At 31.5% G+C, this 19165-nt stretch carries 22 protein-coding genes and 1 pseudogene; 10 read left to right on the top strand and 13 right to left on the bottom strand.

The features are described 5' to 3' along the window. Window positions 1-48 precede the first annotated feature (48 nt). Window positions 49-282 carry a four helix bundle protein gene (locus ADIWIN_RS11485; protein WP_235047102.1) on the bottom strand — a complete coding sequence of 78 codons (234 nt, stop codon included), beginning with the start codon at window positions 280-282 and terminating at the stop codon, window positions 49-51. Window positions 283-448: 166 nt separating this feature from the next. After that, the gene (locus ADIWIN_RS11490; protein WP_020896429.1) at window positions 449-994 is read right to left on the bottom strand and encodes a DUF1599 domain-containing protein; all 546 of its coding nucleotides are present in this window, start codon (window positions 992-994) and stop codon (window positions 449-451) included. Between the two features lie 95 nt (window positions 995-1089). On the opposite strand from ADIWIN_RS11490, the gene folP reads away from it, so the two are divergent. The 5 genes from folP to ADIWIN_RS11515 all read left to right on the top strand — a co-directional run bounded on the left by folP (window position 1090) and on the right by ADIWIN_RS11515 (window position 5255). Next, on the top strand, window positions 1090-1917 hold the full coding sequence (gene folP / locus ADIWIN_RS11495) for a dihydropteroate synthase (RefSeq protein WP_020896430.1): 828 nt from the start codon (window positions 1090-1092) through the stop codon (window positions 1915-1917). Between the two features lie 3 nt (window positions 1918-1920). Beyond that, window positions 1921-2622: a hypothetical protein gene (locus ADIWIN_RS19635; protein ID WP_020896431.1), complete on the top strand. Its 702-nt coding sequence runs from the start codon at window positions 1921-1923 to the stop codon at window positions 2620-2622. 243 nt (window positions 2623-2865) lie between these two features. Then, the gene (gene cdaA / locus ADIWIN_RS11505) at window positions 2866-3648 is read left to right on the top strand and encodes a diadenylate cyclase CdaA (protein ID WP_020896432.1); all 783 of its coding nucleotides are present in this window, start codon (window positions 2866-2868) and stop codon (window positions 3646-3648) included. After that, window positions 3648-4439 (top strand): DUF3667 domain-containing protein, encoded by a 792-nt coding sequence (locus ADIWIN_RS19640; protein ID WP_020896433.1) that lies wholly within the window; start codon window positions 3648-3650, stop codon window positions 4437-4439. Before cdaA ends, ADIWIN_RS19640 begins: the two co-directional genes overlap by 1 nt. Then, complete coding sequence (locus ADIWIN_RS11515) at window positions 4440-5255, top strand: DUF3667 domain-containing protein (protein ID WP_020896434.1); 816 nt, start codon at window positions 4440-4442, stop codon at window positions 5253-5255. On the opposite strand, the gene ADIWIN_RS11520 is transcribed toward ADIWIN_RS11515, so the two are convergent. Together ADIWIN_RS11520 and truA are read right to left on the bottom strand one after the other, a co-directional pair. Next, window positions 5252-6985: an ABC transporter ATP-binding protein gene (locus ADIWIN_RS11520; protein WP_020896435.1), complete on the bottom strand. Its 1734-nt coding sequence runs from the start codon at window positions 6983-6985 to the stop codon at window positions 5252-5254. The genes ADIWIN_RS11515 and ADIWIN_RS11520 overlap by 4 nt on opposite strands. A 69-nt stretch (window positions 6986-7054) precedes the next feature. After that, complete coding sequence (gene truA, locus ADIWIN_RS11525; RefSeq protein ID WP_020896436.1) at window positions 7055-7804, bottom strand: tRNA pseudouridine(38-40) synthase TruA; 750 nt, start codon at window positions 7802-7804, stop codon at window positions 7055-7057. Between the two features lie 149 nt (window positions 7805-7953). On the opposite strand from truA, the gene ADIWIN_RS11530 reads away from it, so the two are divergent. Then, entirely contained in the window at window positions 7954-8448 is a 495-nt protein-coding gene (locus ADIWIN_RS11530) for a metallophosphoesterase family protein (RefSeq protein WP_020896437.1), read from the top strand. Between the two features lie 2 nt (window positions 8449-8450). Further along, the gene (locus ADIWIN_RS20530) at window positions 8451-8597 is read left to right on the top strand and encodes a hypothetical protein (protein WP_020896438.1); all 147 of its coding nucleotides are present in this window, start codon (window positions 8451-8453) and stop codon (window positions 8595-8597) included. A 180-nt stretch (window positions 8598-8777) separates the two neighbouring features. Here ADIWIN_RS20530 and ADIWIN_RS11535 read toward each other — a convergent pair whose 3' ends face one another. After that, on the bottom strand, window positions 8778-9188 hold the full coding sequence (locus ADIWIN_RS11535) for a DUF4293 domain-containing protein (protein WP_020896439.1): 411 nt from the start codon (window positions 9186-9188) through the stop codon (window positions 8778-8780). Between the two features lie 216 nt (window positions 9189-9404). Here ADIWIN_RS11535 and rho point away from each other — a divergent pair. Beyond that, window positions 9405-11116 (top strand): annotated as a pseudogene (rho, locus tag ADIWIN_RS11540) (transcription termination factor Rho). A gap of 73 nt (window positions 11117-11189) precedes the next feature. On the opposite strand, the gene ADIWIN_RS11545 reads toward rho, so the two are convergent. The 8 genes from ADIWIN_RS11545 to ADIWIN_RS11570 form a co-directional block, all read right to left on the bottom strand. Continuing rightward, window positions 11190-11648, bottom strand: coding sequence for an RNA methyltransferase (locus tag ADIWIN_RS11545; protein ID WP_020896442.1), 459 nt, complete (start codon window positions 11646-11648; stop codon window positions 11190-11192). A gap of 277 nt (window positions 11649-11925) precedes the next feature. Then, the gene (locus ADIWIN_RS11550; protein ID WP_040757161.1) at window positions 11926-12942 is read right to left on the bottom strand and encodes a helix-turn-helix domain-containing protein; all 1017 of its coding nucleotides are present in this window, start codon (window positions 12940-12942) and stop codon (window positions 11926-11928) included. A 64-nt stretch (window positions 12943-13006) separates the two neighbouring features. Continuing rightward, window positions 13007-13147: a hypothetical protein gene (locus tag ADIWIN_RS20535; protein WP_020896444.1), complete on the bottom strand. Its 141-nt coding sequence runs from the start codon at window positions 13145-13147 to the stop codon at window positions 13007-13009. Window positions 13148-13416: 269 nt separating this feature from the next. After that, window positions 13417-13569 carry a lmo0937 family membrane protein gene (locus ADIWIN_RS20355; protein WP_152487254.1) on the bottom strand — a complete coding sequence of 51 codons (153 nt, stop codon included), beginning with the start codon at window positions 13567-13569 and terminating at the stop codon, window positions 13417-13419. Window positions 13570-13730: 161 nt separating this feature from the next. Further along, complete coding sequence (locus tag ADIWIN_RS11555) at window positions 13731-15509, bottom strand: CHASE3 domain-containing protein (protein WP_020896445.1); 1779 nt, start codon at window positions 15507-15509, stop codon at window positions 13731-13733. A 3-nt stretch (window positions 15510-15512) separates the two neighbouring features. Further along, the gene (locus ADIWIN_RS11560) at window positions 15513-15959 is read right to left on the bottom strand and encodes a response regulator (protein ID WP_020896446.1); all 447 of its coding nucleotides are present in this window, start codon (window positions 15957-15959) and stop codon (window positions 15513-15515) included. Between the two features lie 21 nt (window positions 15960-15980). Beyond that, window positions 15981-16529 (bottom strand): helix-turn-helix domain-containing protein, encoded by a 549-nt coding sequence (locus tag ADIWIN_RS11565; protein WP_020896447.1) that lies wholly within the window; start codon window positions 16527-16529, stop codon window positions 15981-15983. 201 nt (window positions 16530-16730) lie between these two features. After that, the gene (locus ADIWIN_RS11570; RefSeq protein WP_020896448.1) at window positions 16731-17261 is read right to left on the bottom strand and encodes a lipid-binding SYLF domain-containing protein; all 531 of its coding nucleotides are present in this window, start codon (window positions 17259-17261) and stop codon (window positions 16731-16733) included. Between the two features lie 701 nt (window positions 17262-17962). Between ADIWIN_RS11570 and ADIWIN_RS20875 the strand changes: the two genes are divergently transcribed. Continuing rightward, window positions 17963-18223 carry a DUF4172 domain-containing protein gene (locus tag ADIWIN_RS20875; protein WP_020896449.1) on the top strand — a complete coding sequence of 87 codons (261 nt, stop codon included), beginning with the start codon at window positions 17963-17965 and terminating at the stop codon, window positions 18221-18223. 49 nt (window positions 18224-18272) lie between these two features. After that, complete coding sequence (locus ADIWIN_RS11575) at window positions 18273-19076, top strand: Fic family protein (protein WP_020896450.1); 804 nt, start codon at window positions 18273-18275, stop codon at window positions 19074-19076. Window positions 19077-19165 lie beyond the last annotated feature (89 nt).

Here is a 19165-nt window from a genome sequence, read left to right on the forward strand (position 1 = left end):
AAAATCAAAAACTAAATTCCAAAAAACTTAACATTCAACTTTATTGTTCTACTTCAATTTGTTTATAATGGCAGAGAGAATTTTTTTAAGTTCGCTCGCTTCTAAAATTAATTCTTCAATTCTGTCTTTATGAGTTTCGTTTAATTCCTTTAAAAGCTTCAGCCAATACTCACTTTCTTTGGCCTCTTTTCTAGAAATTCTTAATCGAAACCTTAAATCTTTATCCCCTAACTTTTCATTAGCTTCAATATAATTTGCCCCAACTGAACCGGATGATCTCACCAATTGTTTACAATCTTCTAAATTTTAAATTGTCTTTTTCAAATTCCGAACCAAAAAAACGACAGTCTCTAGCAAACGCAAAGGTTCTATCTTCTAAATTGTAAATTTTGTCCTTTCCCAAATCTCTTGGAATTTAGTTCCGATAACTATCGGAATTGTATTTTGATCATTGCTTTGATTCACCTAAGTGAATTAAAGCAAAAATCGCATAATTAATCATGTCTTGATAATTAGCATCAATACCTTCACTTACTAGTGTTTTTCCTGCGTTGTCTTCAATCTGCTTTATACGTAATAGTTTCTGTAAGATTAAATCCGTCAGCGAACTTACACGCATATCTCTCCAAGCCTCACCATAATCGTGATTTTTATTGAGCATCAACTGTTTTGTTAGTGCAATTTTTTCATCGTAAAGTTTAGCCGCTTCTTCAGTGTTTAAATCGGGTTGTTCAACAACACCTTTTTCTAACTGAATTAAAGCCATTAAACAATAATTAATAATACCGATAAACTCACTTACCTCTCCTTCATCTACTTTTCTAACTGCATTTTGTTGCAATCCTCTAATGCGCTGTCCTTTTATAAAAATTTGATCGGTTAACGATGGCAATCTTAAAATTCGCCAAGCACTCCCATAATCACTCATTTTATTTACAAAAAGCGCTCTACATTTAGCGATAACAGCATCGTATTGTTTTGAAGTATCTTGCATCTATTACGTTATAATTTCCGTAAATTTCGCATAAATAAATTAGAAGTTCAAAGTTTGGGGTTTAAAGTTTTCTTAACGCCTTTTTTAGAGTAAACATGAATATAAATTGTAAAGGAAAATTAATCAATTTAGCCACACCAAAAGTGATGGGTATATTGAATGTTACGCCAGATTCGTTTTTTGATGGCGGAAAATATAAAGATGAAACTGCTATTTTAAATCAAGTTGAAACCATGCTAAACCATGGAGCTACTTTTATTGATATTGGTGGTTACAGTTCGCGACCAAATGCTGATGCTATTAGTGAAGAAGAAGAATTAAACCGTGTCATTCCTATCATTAAATTAATCTTGAAACATTTTCCTGATACTTTAATTTCTATTGACACCTTTAGAAGTGAGGTTGCTAAACAAAGTATTGAAGCAGGATCTGCACTAGTTAATGATATTTCAGCAGGAAAACTCGATGACAATATGCTTTCTACTATTGGAAAATTAGGCGTTCCTTATGTTATGATGCATATGAAAGGGAATCCCGAAACCATGCAACAGCAAACGCAATATGATGATTTAACTAAAGAGGTAATTGCTTATTTTGCAGAACGCATCGCAGCGGCTCACCAAGAAAAAATAAATGATATTATTATTGATCCTGGATTTGGTTTCGCAAAAACAGTAGATCAAAATTTTGAATTATTGAATCAACTCGAATTACTTCAACTTACCGACAAACCTATTTTAGCTGGTGTATCTCGGAAATCGATGATCTACAAAACGCTAAATTCAACGTCTGAAAATGCGCTCAACGGCACCACTGCGTTGCATATGGTTGCGTTACAAAAAGGCGCAAAAATTTTACGTGCACACGACGTCAAAGAAGCTATGGAATGTGTCACACTTTATAACCAATTGAAATCTAATTAACCCATGCGTTACATTTATTTACTTATTATTTTATGCTGTTTTAGTTGCAATAACGAACGTGTCTTATACTTACCAGAAATCGAAAATGCCGAAATCACTGAAGTCTTAGATGTTTCGCCTGCTTATATTTTTTATGATGAAACAGAGCCCGATTCCACATTATTGAATCGTAAAAATTTAATTAGTACAACCAATTGGTTAGTGAATGTAGATAAGCGCTTAACCTTAAAACAAGCGATTCCTAAGATTATATTGATGCAAGAAAAAAAGCGAAATGCTAAAATGCATAAAAACGAGAATGCTAAAAATTATTTTACTTGCAATGATACGAGTATTGGAAATTTGGGCTTTATTGAGTTTACGGATATAGTATTTAAAGAGAATATTAAAATTGATACAGTATATCACAAAAACAATATGCCTACAAAAGAAAACTTGATGAACACTGCAGGTCTCAATGCTCAATCAACAATTCCACTAATTTTCAATAAAACCGATCAATTTCAAATTGGCGAGCAGGAGTCAAACATTAATAAATTAAAAAATGAACTTGATAAGTTGACTGCAATTAATTTTATTGGAATTCATTTGCTACTCTACTTTGATGAGAATTTGACTTTTCAGGATTATATAACGATTAAAAGAAGAGTTAAATCTTTAAATTCAGATTTAATAACTGTGGATTTAAATGAATTCATTTATTAAATAAAATAATTAGATCTTAAACGCTAAAAAACACACCCCTAAAATCCCCTTAAGGGGACATTAGACAAATTAAACTTTCTTGGATTGCCCCCTAGAGGGGACTTTAAGGGTGTGAAATAACGAGTTTATTTATTAAATTGGAGACCTGTCAGGTTTTAGAAAACTGACAGGTCTGATATAACAATCGAACTTTTTTCTTCGCTACTAAACATAAATTCTTAAATTAGCAGAAACACCAGCCTTTTGGAAAACTTACAACTTTGGGATTTTAGATTTATAGACTTCGTGGATGTATTCCTTGTGGCTATCCTACTCTATTACATCTATAAGCTTGTAAAAGGCACGGTTGCCATCAATATTTTCATTGGTATTCTAATCATTTATTTTGCTTGGCGCTTAACTGATTACCTCAATATGCACATGCTATACAGCATTTTTGATGGTTTTATGAAAGTTGGTATTATTGCTTTAATCGTCGTGTTTCAACCCGAAATTAGAAAGTTTCTTCTAATGGTGGGTTCTACAAATATTAGCGGAAAGCGAAATCTGTTTAAAAACTTTAAGTTTCTTAAAAACGACGACCAAACCACAACAGATGTGGATTCTATTATTAATGCTTGTAATAAAATGGGAGCGTCTAACACTGGAGCTTTAATTGTTATTGAGCGTAACAATAATTTAGATTTTCTAACAAACACCGGAGATGAGATGAATATTTTAGTGTCTCAGCCCATTATAGAAAGTATCTTTTTTAAAAATAGCCCATTACATGATGGTGCCATCATTATCGATAAAAACGTGGTAAAAGCCACGCGTGTTATTCTTCCTGTTAATAACGAGAAGAATATTCCTGAACGTTTTGGTTTGCGTCATAGAGCAGCCATCGGAATTACTGAAAAAACAGATGCCATTGCACTCTGTGTGAGTGAAGAAACAGGTCAGATTTCTTATATTAAAAACGGTGAATTTGAAATGTTTAAAAATACCGACGAACTTAGAGATAAAATTAAACACGATTTAGGTTAGTGAACTGTAAAAATTGTAATAATACGCTTAAAGCATCACAGAAGTTTTGTGATGAATGTGGTGCGAAAATCATTCAGAATCGCTTAAAACCAAAAGTGATAGCTCATCAAATTAATGAACAATTTATTTCTATCGACAATAAATTTTTCCGCACATTCATTGATCTTTTTAGACAACCAGAAACTGTAATCGTAGGCTATATTAATGGTACACGAAAGAAATATATTGATGTGCTTCAGTATTTTGCGATTTCTTTGACTTTTGCCGGTCTTCAAGTTTTTTTAATATCAACATTTTTTAAAGACGCTATTGATGCTGATATGCTTGTCCTAGAAAATTTGCTTGGAAGTATATCTCAGGATGAAAATACACCTTTTAAAACTATGGATTTTGATGGTATTAACAAATATCAAACTCTTATATATATTATCGGTATTCCTTTTTCTACAACATCAACTTGGCTGGCTTATTTCATAGCAGGAAAAAGACAATATAACTTTACAGAACACCTGGTACTAAACCTTTATTACAATGCTCAGATCATTATCATAACTGTAATAATCAGTATTTTACTCCTAGTCTTTGGGATTAACTATTTTATTGTATCTGGTATAATTACGGTACTTATCTTCGCTTACTTATTTTACACTTTAAGACGAATTTTCAAAACTACATTTTGGTATAGCGTTCTCTATTTTCTATTAATTGGAGCATCCTACGTAATTATTACAACAGTACTATCTATTATAAGTGTTATCATAGTTCTTTCCATAGCTTTGCTTATTAAATAAATGAATTGTAAAAACTGCCAAACCGAGCTATCAGAACACGATGACTATTGTAAAAGTTGTGGAGGTAAAGTAATTAGAAATAGACTAACAATTAAAAATCTATTTGTGCACTTTAGCGAAACATTCTTCAATTACGATAATACACTTTTACAGACATTCATAAGTTTATTTTCCAAGCCAGAAATTGTAATTGGAAGCTACATAAACGGAACTAGAAAGAAATACGTAAATGTTGTTAGTTATTTTGCGATTGCTATTACCATTTCAGGATTTCAACTTCTAATTATAAATAAATATTTCCCCGAAGTTTACGATTTCTCAATAGAATCAATGAAGGGACAAGCCGACTTTCAAAAAAAGAATATGGCAGTTTTACAAGAGTATCAATCTATTGTAATGATGCTTTATGTACCGCTCTATGCAATAATGGCAAAAATTATCTTTTTTAATTTGAAGACATACAATTACACAGAATTACTCGTCGTATTTATGTACATACAAGCGCAAATTTCAATTGCAAGTGCGCTTTTAGTCTTAGTTTTAGCTTTAGTCGGATTATCCTCAAATATTATTGGTATGGCCATGATACCATTGATGATACTTTACGCGGCATATTGCCTTAAACGATTATATCATCTAAACTTACTAGATATCATTGTGAGAACCTTATTCTTTTTTGTAATTCTTGGTATCGTAATGGTTATAGCTACAATAATAATGCTTGGAGTAATGTATTTAAATGGTGACTTACAAGAAATCTTTGAAGCTGGAAAAAAGGCAGCAGAAGAAGCGGCTAAAAAACAAGCGACAAACTAAACCACTTCAGCTTTTAAAAACTGAACTTCATAAAGATTTTTATAATAACCTGCTTCTTTTTTAAGGAGGGATTTGTGGGTTCCGATTTCAACAATCTCACCAGCATCCATTACTATAATTTTATCAGCTTGCTGAATCGTAGCTAATCGGTGAGCAATTACAATAGAGGTTCTGTCTTCCGTAATTTTATCAGTAGCATCTTGTATCAGTTGTTCAGAATAGGAATCTACTGAAGATGTTGCTTCATCTAAAATTAAAATGCTAGGGTTTGTAACATACGCTCTTAAAAACGAAATTAATTGACGCTGACCAGAAGATAACATTACACCACGCTCTTTTACGTTGTAATGATACCCATTAGGAAGACTAGAAATAAACTCATGAATTCCTATTGATTTAGCAGCATTTACAACATCTTCTTCGGTAATATTAGGATTATTAAGCGAAATATTATTCAAGATAGTATCTGCGAATAAAAATACGTCTTGCAGCACTACCGCAATTTGGTTTCTAAGCGAGCTTAAGGTCATATCCTTAATATCTGTATTATCAACTTTTATAGTTCCTGAATTGATCTCATAAAAACGATTCAATAAATTAATAATAGTAGATTTCCCAGCACCTGTTGCACCAACTATAGCAACGGTTTCTCCTGCTTCAACATTAAATGAAATGCCTTTAAGAACTTCCTCATCCTTAATATAAGAGAACCGCACATCTTCAAATGTAATATTTCCGTCAAAATGAGAGGTCTCAATAGTACCAGAATCATCAATATTAGACGTTGTATCTAACACTTTAAACACACGATCTGCAGCGACCATTCCCATTTGCAGTGTATTAAATTTATTCGCTATCTGATTTAAAGGTCTAAACAACATTGGTATAAACATGGTAAAAGCAATTAAGTCCCCCAGTGTTGTACCTGCATTTTCAGAAATGGCATTAAAACCACCGACTAAAATAACCATAGCCATTGTTAATGATGCTAAAAATTCTGCAATAGGAAAGAAAATAGAATTATACCAAACCGTTTTTAACCATCCTTTTTTATGACGCTCGTTAATAGCTTTAAATTTTTTATATTCAGTAGTTTCACGTGTAAACAATTGTAATATTTTCATTCCAGTAACACGTTCTTGAACAAAGGAATTCAAGTTTGAAACTTCGGTACGTACGTCCTCAAAAGCAATTTTCATATACTTCTGAAAAATCTTAGTAGCAAATAAAACTATTGGCATTGTAACGAAAACAATAAGACTCAATTTTAAATTTATGAATGACATAAACCCAGCGACTACAATCATTTTTAAAATGTCACTAAAAATCATGAATAAGCCTTCACCAAAAATATCAGCAATACGCTCCATATCCGTGACAGCTCTCGTTATTAAAACACCAACTGAAGATTTATCAAAATAGGTCATTTTAAATTTAAGCATGTGCTTAAATAACTTCACCCTAATATCTTTAACTACAGATTGCCCTAACCAACTTGCATAATAGATAAAAAGTAACTGAGAAATGACTTCAAAAATCAACAATGCCAGCATTATAACCATATAAATTACAAAGCCATTATACTCCTTATTGGCAATTTTGACGTCAATAGCCTCTTTTAAAACATAAGGTCTAAAGGCACCGAATATTGCTAAGCCGACAACACAAAATAGTGAAATGACAAAAACCGTACGATACGGTTTTATGTACTTTAATAATCGTGTAAACAACGATACATCAAATATTTTTTCTTTTTTTCTGTCATACTTATTTCCCTAAAAATCGGGAACCTCTTCAATTTAATTCTCTATTCTTATCGTTTCAGGATAAACTATTTTTACTAAATACAGGCCATGCGCAGGAACTGAAAATCCAGCTTCGCTCCTGTTTTTTGAAGCAATAATGGCGTGCAATTCTTCAGCTTTCATTTTTGCTAAACCAATATTTACCATCGTACCAACAATGGCTCTAACCATATTTCTTAAAAATCGATCTGCGGTAATTGTAAAAATAAGTTGCTCATCTTTTTTGGTCCAATACGCTTCTTTTATATCACAATTATACGTTTTTACATCTGTATTTGTTTTTGAAAAGCATTGAAAATCTTTATACTGAAATAAGATTTTACAAGCTTCATTCATCGCATCAAGATCTAAAGGCGATTGTATTTGGTAAGCAAAATCGTAATTAAATACATTTTTAGACGTCGAGATTTTATAGTTATACGTTCTACTTTCCGCGTAAAATCTGGCATGTATTTCTGGCTTCACTTCAAAAACAGAAGTAATTGCAACATCGTTTTGTAAAAACGAATTCAGTTTATAGACGATATCTATGGACTTAAAATCACCATCGTAATCAAAATGCGCAAACATTTGTGAAGCATGTACACCAGTATCTGTTCTACCTGCTCCCATTATAGATATTTTAGTATTCAAAATGGTAGAAAGCGCTTTTTCTATTACTTCTTGTACAGAAATAGCATTGGGTTGGTTTTGCCAACCATGATATGCTTTACCATTATATGATAACTCTAAAAAATATCTCAAAAGATTACATTATTTTTGCTTCGGAATCTACAAAGATAACTTTATTCCTGCGAAGGCAGGAATCTCCTTAACAAAACATTAGAGATATAAACCTTCTTTTTTTAGGAAAGAATACAGGAAAACATACTGAATTAAGTTCAGCGTTATTAATGAAAAAAATACTCCTTTTATCAGACACACACAGTTACATCGATGATGCCATTCTTAAACATGTTAAACAAGCAGACGAAGTATGGCACGCAGGCGACATTGGAGATTTAGACGTTACGGACCACATCAAAAAATTAAAACCGTTAAGAGCTGTTTACGGCAATATAGATGATGCTAAGGCACGAAGTGAATTTCCTCTCCATAACAGATTTATGTGCGAAGACGTTGACGTATGGATGACTCATATTGGCGGTTATCCTCCAAAGTATAACAACACTGTTCGTGAAGCTTTAATAGCTAATCCACCAAAAATATTTATCACAGGACATTCTCACATATTAAAAGTAATGCCAGATAAAAAACTAAATTTAATACATATGAATCCTGGAGCAGCTGGTAAACATGGGTTTCATAAAGTGCGAACGATGTTGCGGTTTAAAATTGATGGTGCAACTATTAAAGACCTAGAAGTTATAGAATTTGAAACACGGTAATTTTGATATTGAATCACTTTTTAGAGTTTTTCACACTGTATATCAATCCCAAAATAGCGGCTCCTATAGCAATGAATGCTGATGTTGCCAAAGTAAAAGAGGCCAATTTATACAGTATAATACTAAGTACTATAGCAGCTATTGTATGAATTAAAACTTGTTTTCTCATTTTCTAAAAGTCACTATGAATTACAACCTAAATATAAAAAATTTTCTAAAATAAATTAAGACGTCTTGTTCCTCTCAATAATTAATAAAAATTAAAGCATAAAAAAAACCCAGACGGCAGCGTCTGGGTTTTTCACACTAATACTACTAAGATTTTAGGTCTATCGTAATCGATCTACAGATTTCACGAGATCTTCATCCTTTTTAATAGCCTTGTTAGCCAAGACTAAACACACAATAGAAAAAATAGGAAGAAGAATCCCAATACCTTTCTCAGAAACGTTAATTTCTCCAGATAAGCTTAGCGATTGATATACAAAGATTCCTAGTAAAATAAAGTTTAATATTATATTAAGTCGTCCCAAAACAAATTGAGATTTCCTATCTTTAAATCTAAATATTGATGTCAAAGCTAATAAAGCTGAGCCTAAAAACAAACCTAAATACAAATAATTATCTAAAGCATATATTTTTGTTCCTTCATTGTCTGTCCATAAATGAAAGACAAAGATTAAACCTGCTGAAATAATAACAGTTAAAAGTAAATATATGGTTTGAATGCGTTGAATCATATCTTTTATTAAAAAAGCTCTGCAAAATTAGGAGTTTATTTTTTAAAAAGATAGAAATTATTTTAAAATAAAATTGTATTATTGCAATAGAAAGAAGTAACGTACTGAGTTGCATCCTCCTAATCTTCCAAATTAATCTCACTTTTTTTCTTTTATTTCATTTAGAAAATATTGAATTAATAATGTCAAAATTATAATACATATACAACATATAGAATGTTTGAAATTTCTCAGTTAAAGGCTAAAAAACTTCCTGAATTACAGGAGATAGCAAAACAACTAAACGTACCTAAATACCGTACACAAAAAAAACTAGACTTGGTTTATCAAATTTTAGATTACCAAGCAGCTAATCCTAGTGCTGTAAAAGAAAAAGTGGCTATTGAAACAGCAGTAGCTCCTGAAGCAAAGGAGACTAAACCAGCTCCAAAACGCGCTAGAGTTCCGCAAAAACCTACAGAGAGTAAAGAGCAAAAATCTTTAGAGTTTGCTGACAAGCCAGAAGAAACTAAAGCGAAGCCTCAAGCACAAAACAAACCTAATCCTCGTAAACCTCAAGAGCGTAAGCCCCAGGAAAACAAACCACAGGACACTAAGAATAAAGAGGAAAAATCTAATACAGAAAAACCTGTAAAAGAGAAGGCTCAACCTAAACCACAAGAACAAAAGAAACCTAATCCTCGTAAAGATGATAAACGTCGTCCACAAAACGATAGGCAACCACGTTCTAAAGATGGTAATACACATGGTAACAATTCAAAAAGTAATGGTAATAAAGATAGCAGAAATCGCTACCGTGAGCCAGATTTTGAATTCGATGCGATCATTGAAAGTGAAGGCGTTTTAGATGTTATGCAAGATGGTTATGGGTTCTTAAGATCATCGGATTATAATTACCTATCGTCTCCTGATGATATTTATGTATCTCAATCTCAAATTCGTCTATTTGGACTTAAAGTTGGTGATACTGTTTTAGGAAATGTACGTCCACCAAAAGAAGGTGAAAAATATTTTCCTTTAATTAAAGTGAGCAAAATTAACGGTCAATTGCCTAATGTGGTAAGAGACAGAGTTGCTTTTGAACATTTAACACCATTATTTCCACAAGAGAAATTCAATATCGCAGAAAAGCAAGCAACAATTTCTACGCGTATTATGGATTTGTTCGCACCAATTGGTAAAGGACAACGTGGTATGATTGTATCGCAACCAAAACGGGTAAAACAATGTTACTTAAGGATGTTGCCAATGCTATTGCAGCGAATCATCCTGAGGTTTATCAAATGATTTTATTAATTGATGAACGTCCAGAGGAAGTTACAGATATGCAACGTAATGTTAGTGGAGAAGTTATCGCTTCTACTTTTGATAAAGAAGCACACGAGCATGTGAAAATTGCAAATATCGTTTTAGAAAAAGCAAAACGTTTGGTAGAATGTGGACATGATGTCGTTATTCTTTTAGATTCAATTACTCGTTTGGCAAGAGCTTATAACTCTGTACAACCAGCATCTGGTAAAATTCTTTCTGGTGGTGTTGATGCTAATGCTTTACACAAACCAAAACGTTTCTTTGGTGCTGCACGTAACATTGAAAATGGTGGTTCTTTGACTATTATTGCTACGGCATTAACTGAAACAGGTTCTAAAATGGATGAAGTTATCTTTGAAGAATTTAAAGGAACTGGTAATATGGAATTACAATTAGATCGTAAGATTTCTAACCGTCGTATTTTCCCTGCTATCGATTTAACATCATCTAGTACAAGACGTGACGATATTTTATTAGATGCAACGACAATTCAAAGAATGTGGGTGATGCGTAAGTATCTTGCAGATATGAACCCAGTTGAAGCTATGGAATTCATTAATGACCGTTTCAAGCAAACAAGAAACAATGAAGAGTTCTTGATTTCTATGAATGGTTAATATTCTAAATATTTAAAATAAAAAACCTTGAAATTATCTTTCAAGGTTTTTTTTGTGCTTTTTTTTATTAGCATTAAACCCTAGGTTTATCAATTCCTCTATCGTACATCACAATACTACTATCAACAGACACATTAAGGCTTAACTGAGATTGAAATTTTACTAAAAAATGACTTTTTTCGATCGCCTGGTTAGACAACCCATGGTCCTCTGCTCCTAACAAATAAACACAGCGCCTAGGATGATTAAAAGTTTCTAAAGGCACAGCTTCTTTTGCTAATTCTACTCCAACAAGCCTTGCACCTTTAGGTATATTATTAAAGAAATCTTCGAAAGTATCATAATGAAAATAAGGCATTGACTTAACAGCATTATGCGTATCGCAGGCCTGTTTAGCATAACGATTGCCTATAGTAAAAATAAAACTCGCCCCTAAATTTTGAGCAGATCTACAAGGTACTCCTAAATTTTCTGGTGTTTTTCCATTCTGAATTCCAATTCCGAAGAATTCATTTGTAAAATTATCATTCATGACTCAAAAAAAAATTTGAATTATTTTTGTTTCAAAATCATAAAAAAAAGAGGTTGTCTAAATATTTTAATTAATATTTAGACAACCTCCATCTGATATATATTATGCTGTTACAGCTAACTTAATCTTTATAAAATTGAATATATAGACGTCAACATATTCAAACTAATGTCAGGTTGAGTGCAATCGAAACATTAAATCCCTAAAACTAATCAACTGCACTCAATGTGACACTTTACTATTTCTTCTTTTTCAAATAATTCTTTTTTGGTATATATTATGCTGTTGCAGCTAACTTAATGTTTTGTTTGTACTCAATTGGAGAACAATTGTATTGCGCTTTAAAGATTTTAGAAAAGTAGCTTCTACTTGAAAACCCAAGAGAATATACAATCTCAGAAATATTTAAATCTGTGTTTTTAATAAGCTCTTCAGATTTTTTAACTCTCACCGATCTTATAAAATTATTTAGCGTCTTACCATGCATTAATTTAAATCCTTCTTGAACTTTAGCAGGACTAATTGAAATCTTAGCTGCAAGTTCTGTAACGCTTAAGTTTGTTTCTGGGAAATTATTTATATAATCCGATAATTCCTTTACTTGCTTTAGCTCGAATGTGCTTAATGAACCTGTTGGGTTTTGAGACCTTTTAATGTCTAGAGAATGTTGCTCTATTTCCATTGCTAATATAAAGTTCACTAAACCTTGAATTAATAATGTTCTTACAACACCATCTTGTTTTATAGCCTTCAATTGCTTAATGTTTTCTGCAATTTTTAAGTTATAAGAACCGACATAGCTATAATCTGCCGTATTACCAGAGATGAATAGTTCTGAAACCATACTATTTATATGGTGCTTCAATGAGCTCTTTTCAGATGTGTTAACTGAAATAATAGTAGAATTAACATAGACGTCTTTAAAGAAGCTAATGTGATTCTCATTCGTCTCAATATTAGCAGAGATTCCTGTTTGAAATGTTTCTACCGTATTTGAAGTCCCATTATTATTAAAAGAATGTTTTAATTTTCCTTCTGAACAATATAAAAAGTTCACAACTGATCGTTTAGAGCTTTCGACCACGAATTTAACGTCCTCCTTAAATTTCACATCAAATTCAATAAACAAAGTATGTCTTTCTAATTCTATACCTCTAATTACCCCTACACCCAACTCATTATCAATTTTTAACTCAACCTCTCTCCGGTTGGTTGTAAAAGTTCCACCAACTTCATTATTTAAAGCGTGAAACATAAATTGTAAATTATTTGCTTTAATCTCTATAGTTTTCATATGTGTTTGTTTTTGGTTAGACAGTATTTTTATTAATCTTAAGTAGGATGGTAATCTTGTAAGTTTAAAAGGTCTTTTTGGTGCTTACTATAGCATTCAGTTTTGAATACCCTAATTCTGAATAAGCTACTTCAAATTTGCGTTTTGGAAAAATTCTCCCCACTCTTGCAAACTGCTTTTGTAAATGTTTAGATGATATTTTCATGATATAATTGATTAGGTTATTTTCTTATGCCAAAGTAACGAACTCTTTAGGCTTACTCTGTTATACAATTCCCCAGCTTTGTTACATTATTCCGAATTAGTGTTAAACAAAACTTAAAAAAGCACAGATTAGATGTCCAAACAGTCAGACATCAATCTGCCCAAAACTGAAGTTATACTTATAACACAGCGTAGATAAACATAGCTGAGAAATAAAAAATATACTTAATTAAAAAAATTGAATTGAAATGACCTTGAATAAGGATTGTATTACTCTTTAGAATTATTTCTGTTGACAACTACGAGTAAAATAATAGCCACTATTAGTAATAAGTGAATTGCTGCAGATATTGCATAAACAAAAAACCCGATGGCCCAAAGGATAACTAAGAGCACTAAAAAAACATAAAGAAAAGTCTTCATTGTAGAAAAGCGATTTTATTAAGGGCATCAACTTTATAAAGAAATTTGCCATAAACAATTTAAAAAAAGTTTAAGCAATTATAAAAATTTGACTTACAGTTCCTAACAAATATGCTCAATTAAGAATAGAACATGTTATACAATTTCAGAAAATGTTTATACTATTTTAAAAACGGTAAGTAAATTATAAATGAAGCACCAACGTTAGGCCTAGCTTCTGCCATAATAACTCCTTTATGGTTTTCTACAATCTTTTTGCAAATCGCTAAACCGATACCTGTACCAGAATATTCAGATTTACCGTGTAACCTATTAAAGAGTAAGAATATCTTTTCGGCATAAGTTTGCTCAAACCCAATACCATTATCCTTAAAGGTGATTTTATGATGAAACTTATACAAGGATTCCTTTATCTCTTCTACATCCTTAGAAAACACCTCTTGGTGCGTAATTTCGATTATAGGAGGAACGCCTTCTTTACTATACTTTAATGAATTACTTATTAAGTTGATAAACAACTGTTGAATTTGAAATGAAATAACATCCATGGTTGGTAAATCATCACAAATAATTGTAGCTTGTTTTTCTTCAATACTATCTAAAAGCTCTGTTTTAGCATGTTCTAATAACATGTTCATATTTGTTTTTAAATATTCCTTTTCTGACGTATTTGTTCTAGAATATTGTAATAAATCTTCAATAAGCATACGCATTCTAGCTGATGCCGACTTCATTCTTTGAATATAGAGTTGCCCACTTTCAGAAATATGATCCTTTTCTTTGGTTTCTAATCGCGACATAAATGTCTGGATTTTTCTTAGAGGCTCTTGTAAATCATGACTCGCAACATAGTTAAATGCAGAAAGTTCTTTATTAGTACGTTCTAACTCTTGGTTACGCTGCTCAATGATTCGGTAGTTTTCAACCTCATTTGTAGCGTCAATGGTTACACCAAACATTTTTTTATCACCTTCCGTCTCATCCATCATCTTAGAATATGCCTTGAGGTGTCTAATAGTTCCATCTTTATGTACGACTCTAAAATTTGTAAAAGGTAATTCCTCTTCCCGCATCATCATATTAACTTGCTGCCCCAAATTATTAATATCCTCTTCGTGTACGTATTCATAAAAATTTTCTAATGTTGGCTCAAAGCTTTGTGGTTCTTCACCTACCAAACGGTATAAATTATCAGAAAATTCAAATTCATTTTCTTCAATATACCAAACCCAAGTACTGGTATTACTCACAATCTCAGATTGCTTGGTTAATTTTTCAAAAATTTCTAATTCTATATTATTATCTTTTAAAGCTTTTAAATCCTTACTCATTTTAAAATAAGCTAAGAGAAGAATAACTAACGTTACTATTAGTAAGCCATAAAAAAAGAGAGGAGTTAGACCTATTTTTTTTTCATTAACCTCTTGATTATGGATTAAAAGACGCTGTTCTAAATCTAACATTTCGGTGATGTCAGCACGGATTCTGTCCATCCTAATTTCACCTTCATGTAGTAAGAACAATAAATCTTGTGTTAGGATGGTATCATCATTAGCGAGACTAAAAGATCTATCAAAATTATTAAATCGCTTTTCAATATCACTCTTTAACACCTTAAGTTTTTCTACTTGCTCACCATTAGAGACAATTAGTGTATCTAATTTATGAAGGTTGTTGGTTACTTTTTGTAGACTCTCTTCATACGGATTAAGAAATAAAGAATCGTGTGTTAGCAAAAACCCTCTATGCCCTATTTCGGCATCTTTAAGGTTAGAAATAATAATTTCTAACTCACTTCGTAAAGAGTAATTATCATTAACAACTTTAGATGTTTGAGATAGCTCGCTAATATGTTTATAAGTAAAACCACCTATACATAAAATAACGAAAAGACCAACTATAAAAGCGGTTCTAAGGTATCTGCTAGATGATGTTGGCATAGATTATAGTCTTAATAAAAAATTGTCTTTATTTAAACCACTGGTATGATATTGCCAGTTGGTAGTAACGACTTCTGAAAGTACTTTTTTAAGTTTTTCAAAGTCATTGGGTTTCTTAATGTAAATGTTAGCACCTTTAACAAAGGTGTTTTCAATATCTTCTTCTGATGCAGACGTAGAGTATATGGCAATTGCCATATCACATAACCGTTTAGTTGCTTTAATATCTTTTAAACATTCCAACCCTGATTTTTTTGGCATGTTTAGATCCAAAAACAGTAAGCTTGGAAGGGAATTATTGAAATCATTTAAATACTCCATCAATTCAATACCATCCTTAAAAAGCAACACTTTGCTTTTAATTTTTAACTCTTCAAAGGCTTCTGTGAAAAACAACCTATCGTCTTCATCATCATCTGCCAAAGCTATATTAATATAATCGCTATTCATATTTACAAACTTACGGTTAGGTTAATTTATCTGTTTTCTTTTAGCAATAATACGCTGAAAAGCCGACGGAGTGATACCTGTTGTATTTTTAAATTGTTTACTTAAATGGGCAACACTAGAATAGTTGAGTTTAAATGCTATTTCGGTAAGCGAAAGTTCTTCACTTGTTAATAGTATCTTAGTGTATTCTATTTTCTGTAAGATAATGAAATTTTCAATAGAAGTATAAGTCAGTTCTGAAAACAAATTTGATAAATAATTGTAATTCTCTTCTAGCTGTTCAGCCAAATAAACGGAAGTCTTAACATTTATATCCTTTTCATTATAGACCATATCCACAATAACATCCTTGATTTTTTGAATCACAATTTTTTTAGGATCTTCTATAACTTTTATACCAAAACCATTAATATCTTCATGAAACGACTTTAATTGGTCTTCTGTAACTTTATCCATCAATTCTATTTCGCCAAATGCTGTTTGCTGATATCTTAATTGATGCGTTTCCAATTTCTGCTTTAAAACAGCATTGCAAACTTTAGTAAAATCAAATTTTAGCAATAATTTCATTTATAGTTTGTTCTTTAAGTTGAACGATTTAATCACTATTCAAATTTAATATTAAAATTCGCATATTTCACCATGTTATTTTTTTGAAATATTAAAATATGAAGATCAAATAATTATTTCTATAATATGAACTTTTTAGAAATGCAAAAAAGCCGATTATAATAATCGGCTTTTTCTTGTGATAAAAATTTAATTGCTCAATTAAAATTCTGAATAATTAAATTTTTGACCACCAATTGAAACATCGGCCATTGCACCAGCTTTGGATTTTGCAAAAATGACAACACCATCATTATAATTGGCATTTTTACTAGCTCCTTTATCTACTATAACAGCTTTTGCTTCCGCAGAAAACTCAAAGTTTCCTTGCTTAAACTCGTTCAGTGCATCTTCAGTTTCAAAGAAAACAACTTGCATATAAGCTTCTCCACCTGCTTGCAAACCGATATCTAATTTTTTCATATCAGCCATTCCTACAGGTATTCCGTTTTCGTAAACAACACCATTACCTGAAGCTGCCCCGATAATTAATGCTCCTTCTCCAACATTTGGAAATACAACATAACCAGAGGAATTACTGAAGAAATTCTCTAATCCAATATCTGAACTCTTCAAAGTTGAGATTGCTTTTTCGGCATCCTTCATAACACGTTTATCATCTTTATTTTGTGCAAATGCAAATACGGTTACAAACATTAATGCCATCGTTACTATAAAATTTCTAATTTTCATAATTTTAAATTTATTGGTTAAACATTTATTTAAAGAAAGTATTAAGAACAAAGGTCTCTAGCTTTCCTGTTGTAAAATTATGAGTATTATATAATCTTAATTGATGCAATGCAATTAATTATTAATGCAATTGGTGATGTGATAGTAATTACGAAGTAGATAAATATACTGTAGGTGTTTGTTTTAGATAGGAAGATAATAAAACAAATATTGAAGACTAAAAAGAATTATATCCATCTGGAAAAGTTTTCCGTTTTTTTGAATAATAGAGAAACTTATGAGAGTTAATACCAATATCTAGTTAATCTCCACATTTAAGTTGATCGCTTTTTACATCAAATGATATCAAACAAAAAGGCTTCCGATTTCTCGAAAGCCTTGTCTTACTTAGTAGCGGGAACTGGACTCGAACCAGTGACCTTCGGGTTATGAGTTTGATATTTTAACCCAAAACTGCCCTTTTTATAGCATTCCGCTGTAAAACCGTGTACTGTATCGTGTACTCTGATTTATAATTAATATTATATATCAAATATATATTAATTATAAGACAATATAAACCTCGTATTACATTTTAATAGTAAATATTACCTGCTTTTATTTAATTAAAAATGCAAATAAAACACCTATGAGCTATAAAACACAATTATATAGCTCAAAAAATAACTATATTTGAGCTATAAAAACAAGAAATATAGCTCATGGCACGTAATATCTGGAACTGGCAACAAAAAAATTGGCCTCATTTTTCATATAATGAAGATGCTTTGTATACTTTAGAATTAAAATTCTCACAAAACACAGGAACAGTTTTAGGAGCTTTTAAACACGTTAATGAAAAGGAAAAGGAGCAATTAATTATTGAAATACTATCTAATGAAGCGCTCAAAACTTCTGAAATAGAAGGCGAATATCTAGATAGAGATAGCATTCAATCCTCTATTAAAAAAACCTTGGCTTAAAAGTTGATAAAAAAAGATAGCACCTGCTGAATTTGGGATTTCAGAAATGATGGTTGACTTATATAAAAACTTTGATAAACCATTAACGCATCAGCAGCTTTTTAATTGGCATAAAATGCTTACTAATGGTAGACGAGATTTAACTGATATTGGTACATATCGGACACATGAAGATCCAATGCAAGTAGTTTCTGGACGCTTAGACAGACCAACCGTTCATTTTGAAGCTCCACCATCTCATGAAATACAGAAAGAGATGGAGCAATTTGTATTATGGTTCAATACAATGTATTCCAAAACGAAGCATAATGTACTACCAATTGCTAAAGCTGGTATTACACACCTGTATTTTGTATGCATTCACCCTTTTGAAGATGGTAATGGACGTATTGCTCGAGCCCTAACCGAAAAATCTGTAGCACAAAGCATAGGACAACCTGCGCTTATTTCATTATCAAAAACTATTGAAACTAATAAGAAAGCGTATTACAACGCTCTTGAAAACAATAACAAGGAATTAGATATTACAGATTGGTTACTATATTTTGGACAAACCATATTAGAGGCACAAGAAGACACTTTAAAACTGATTGATTTTTTAATTGAAAAAGCTAAATTCTTTGATCGTTTCAACTCACTTATGAATGAACGACAACTAAAAGTTGTTACCCGTATTTTTGATGCAGGACACCAAGGTTTTGATGGTGGTTTAAGCGCAGACAATTACACTAAAATAGCAAAAACTTCAGCTTCTACCGCCACTCGTGATTTAAAAGATATGTTAGATAAAAAGATGTTTATTAAAACTGGAGAATTAAAAGGGACGAGGTATTGGTTGAATTTGAAAAGTTAATTACCTTACCCATATTAAAACAATTCTTCTCCCCTATCTTCTACTAATAATCTAATTGAACATAAAATTAAAATTCAGAAATAAAACAT

Source organism: Winogradskyella psychrotolerans RS-3, assembly GCF_000427335.1.
GTDB lineage: Bacteria > Bacteroidota > Bacteroidia > Flavobacteriales > Flavobacteriaceae > Winogradskyella > Winogradskyella psychrotolerans.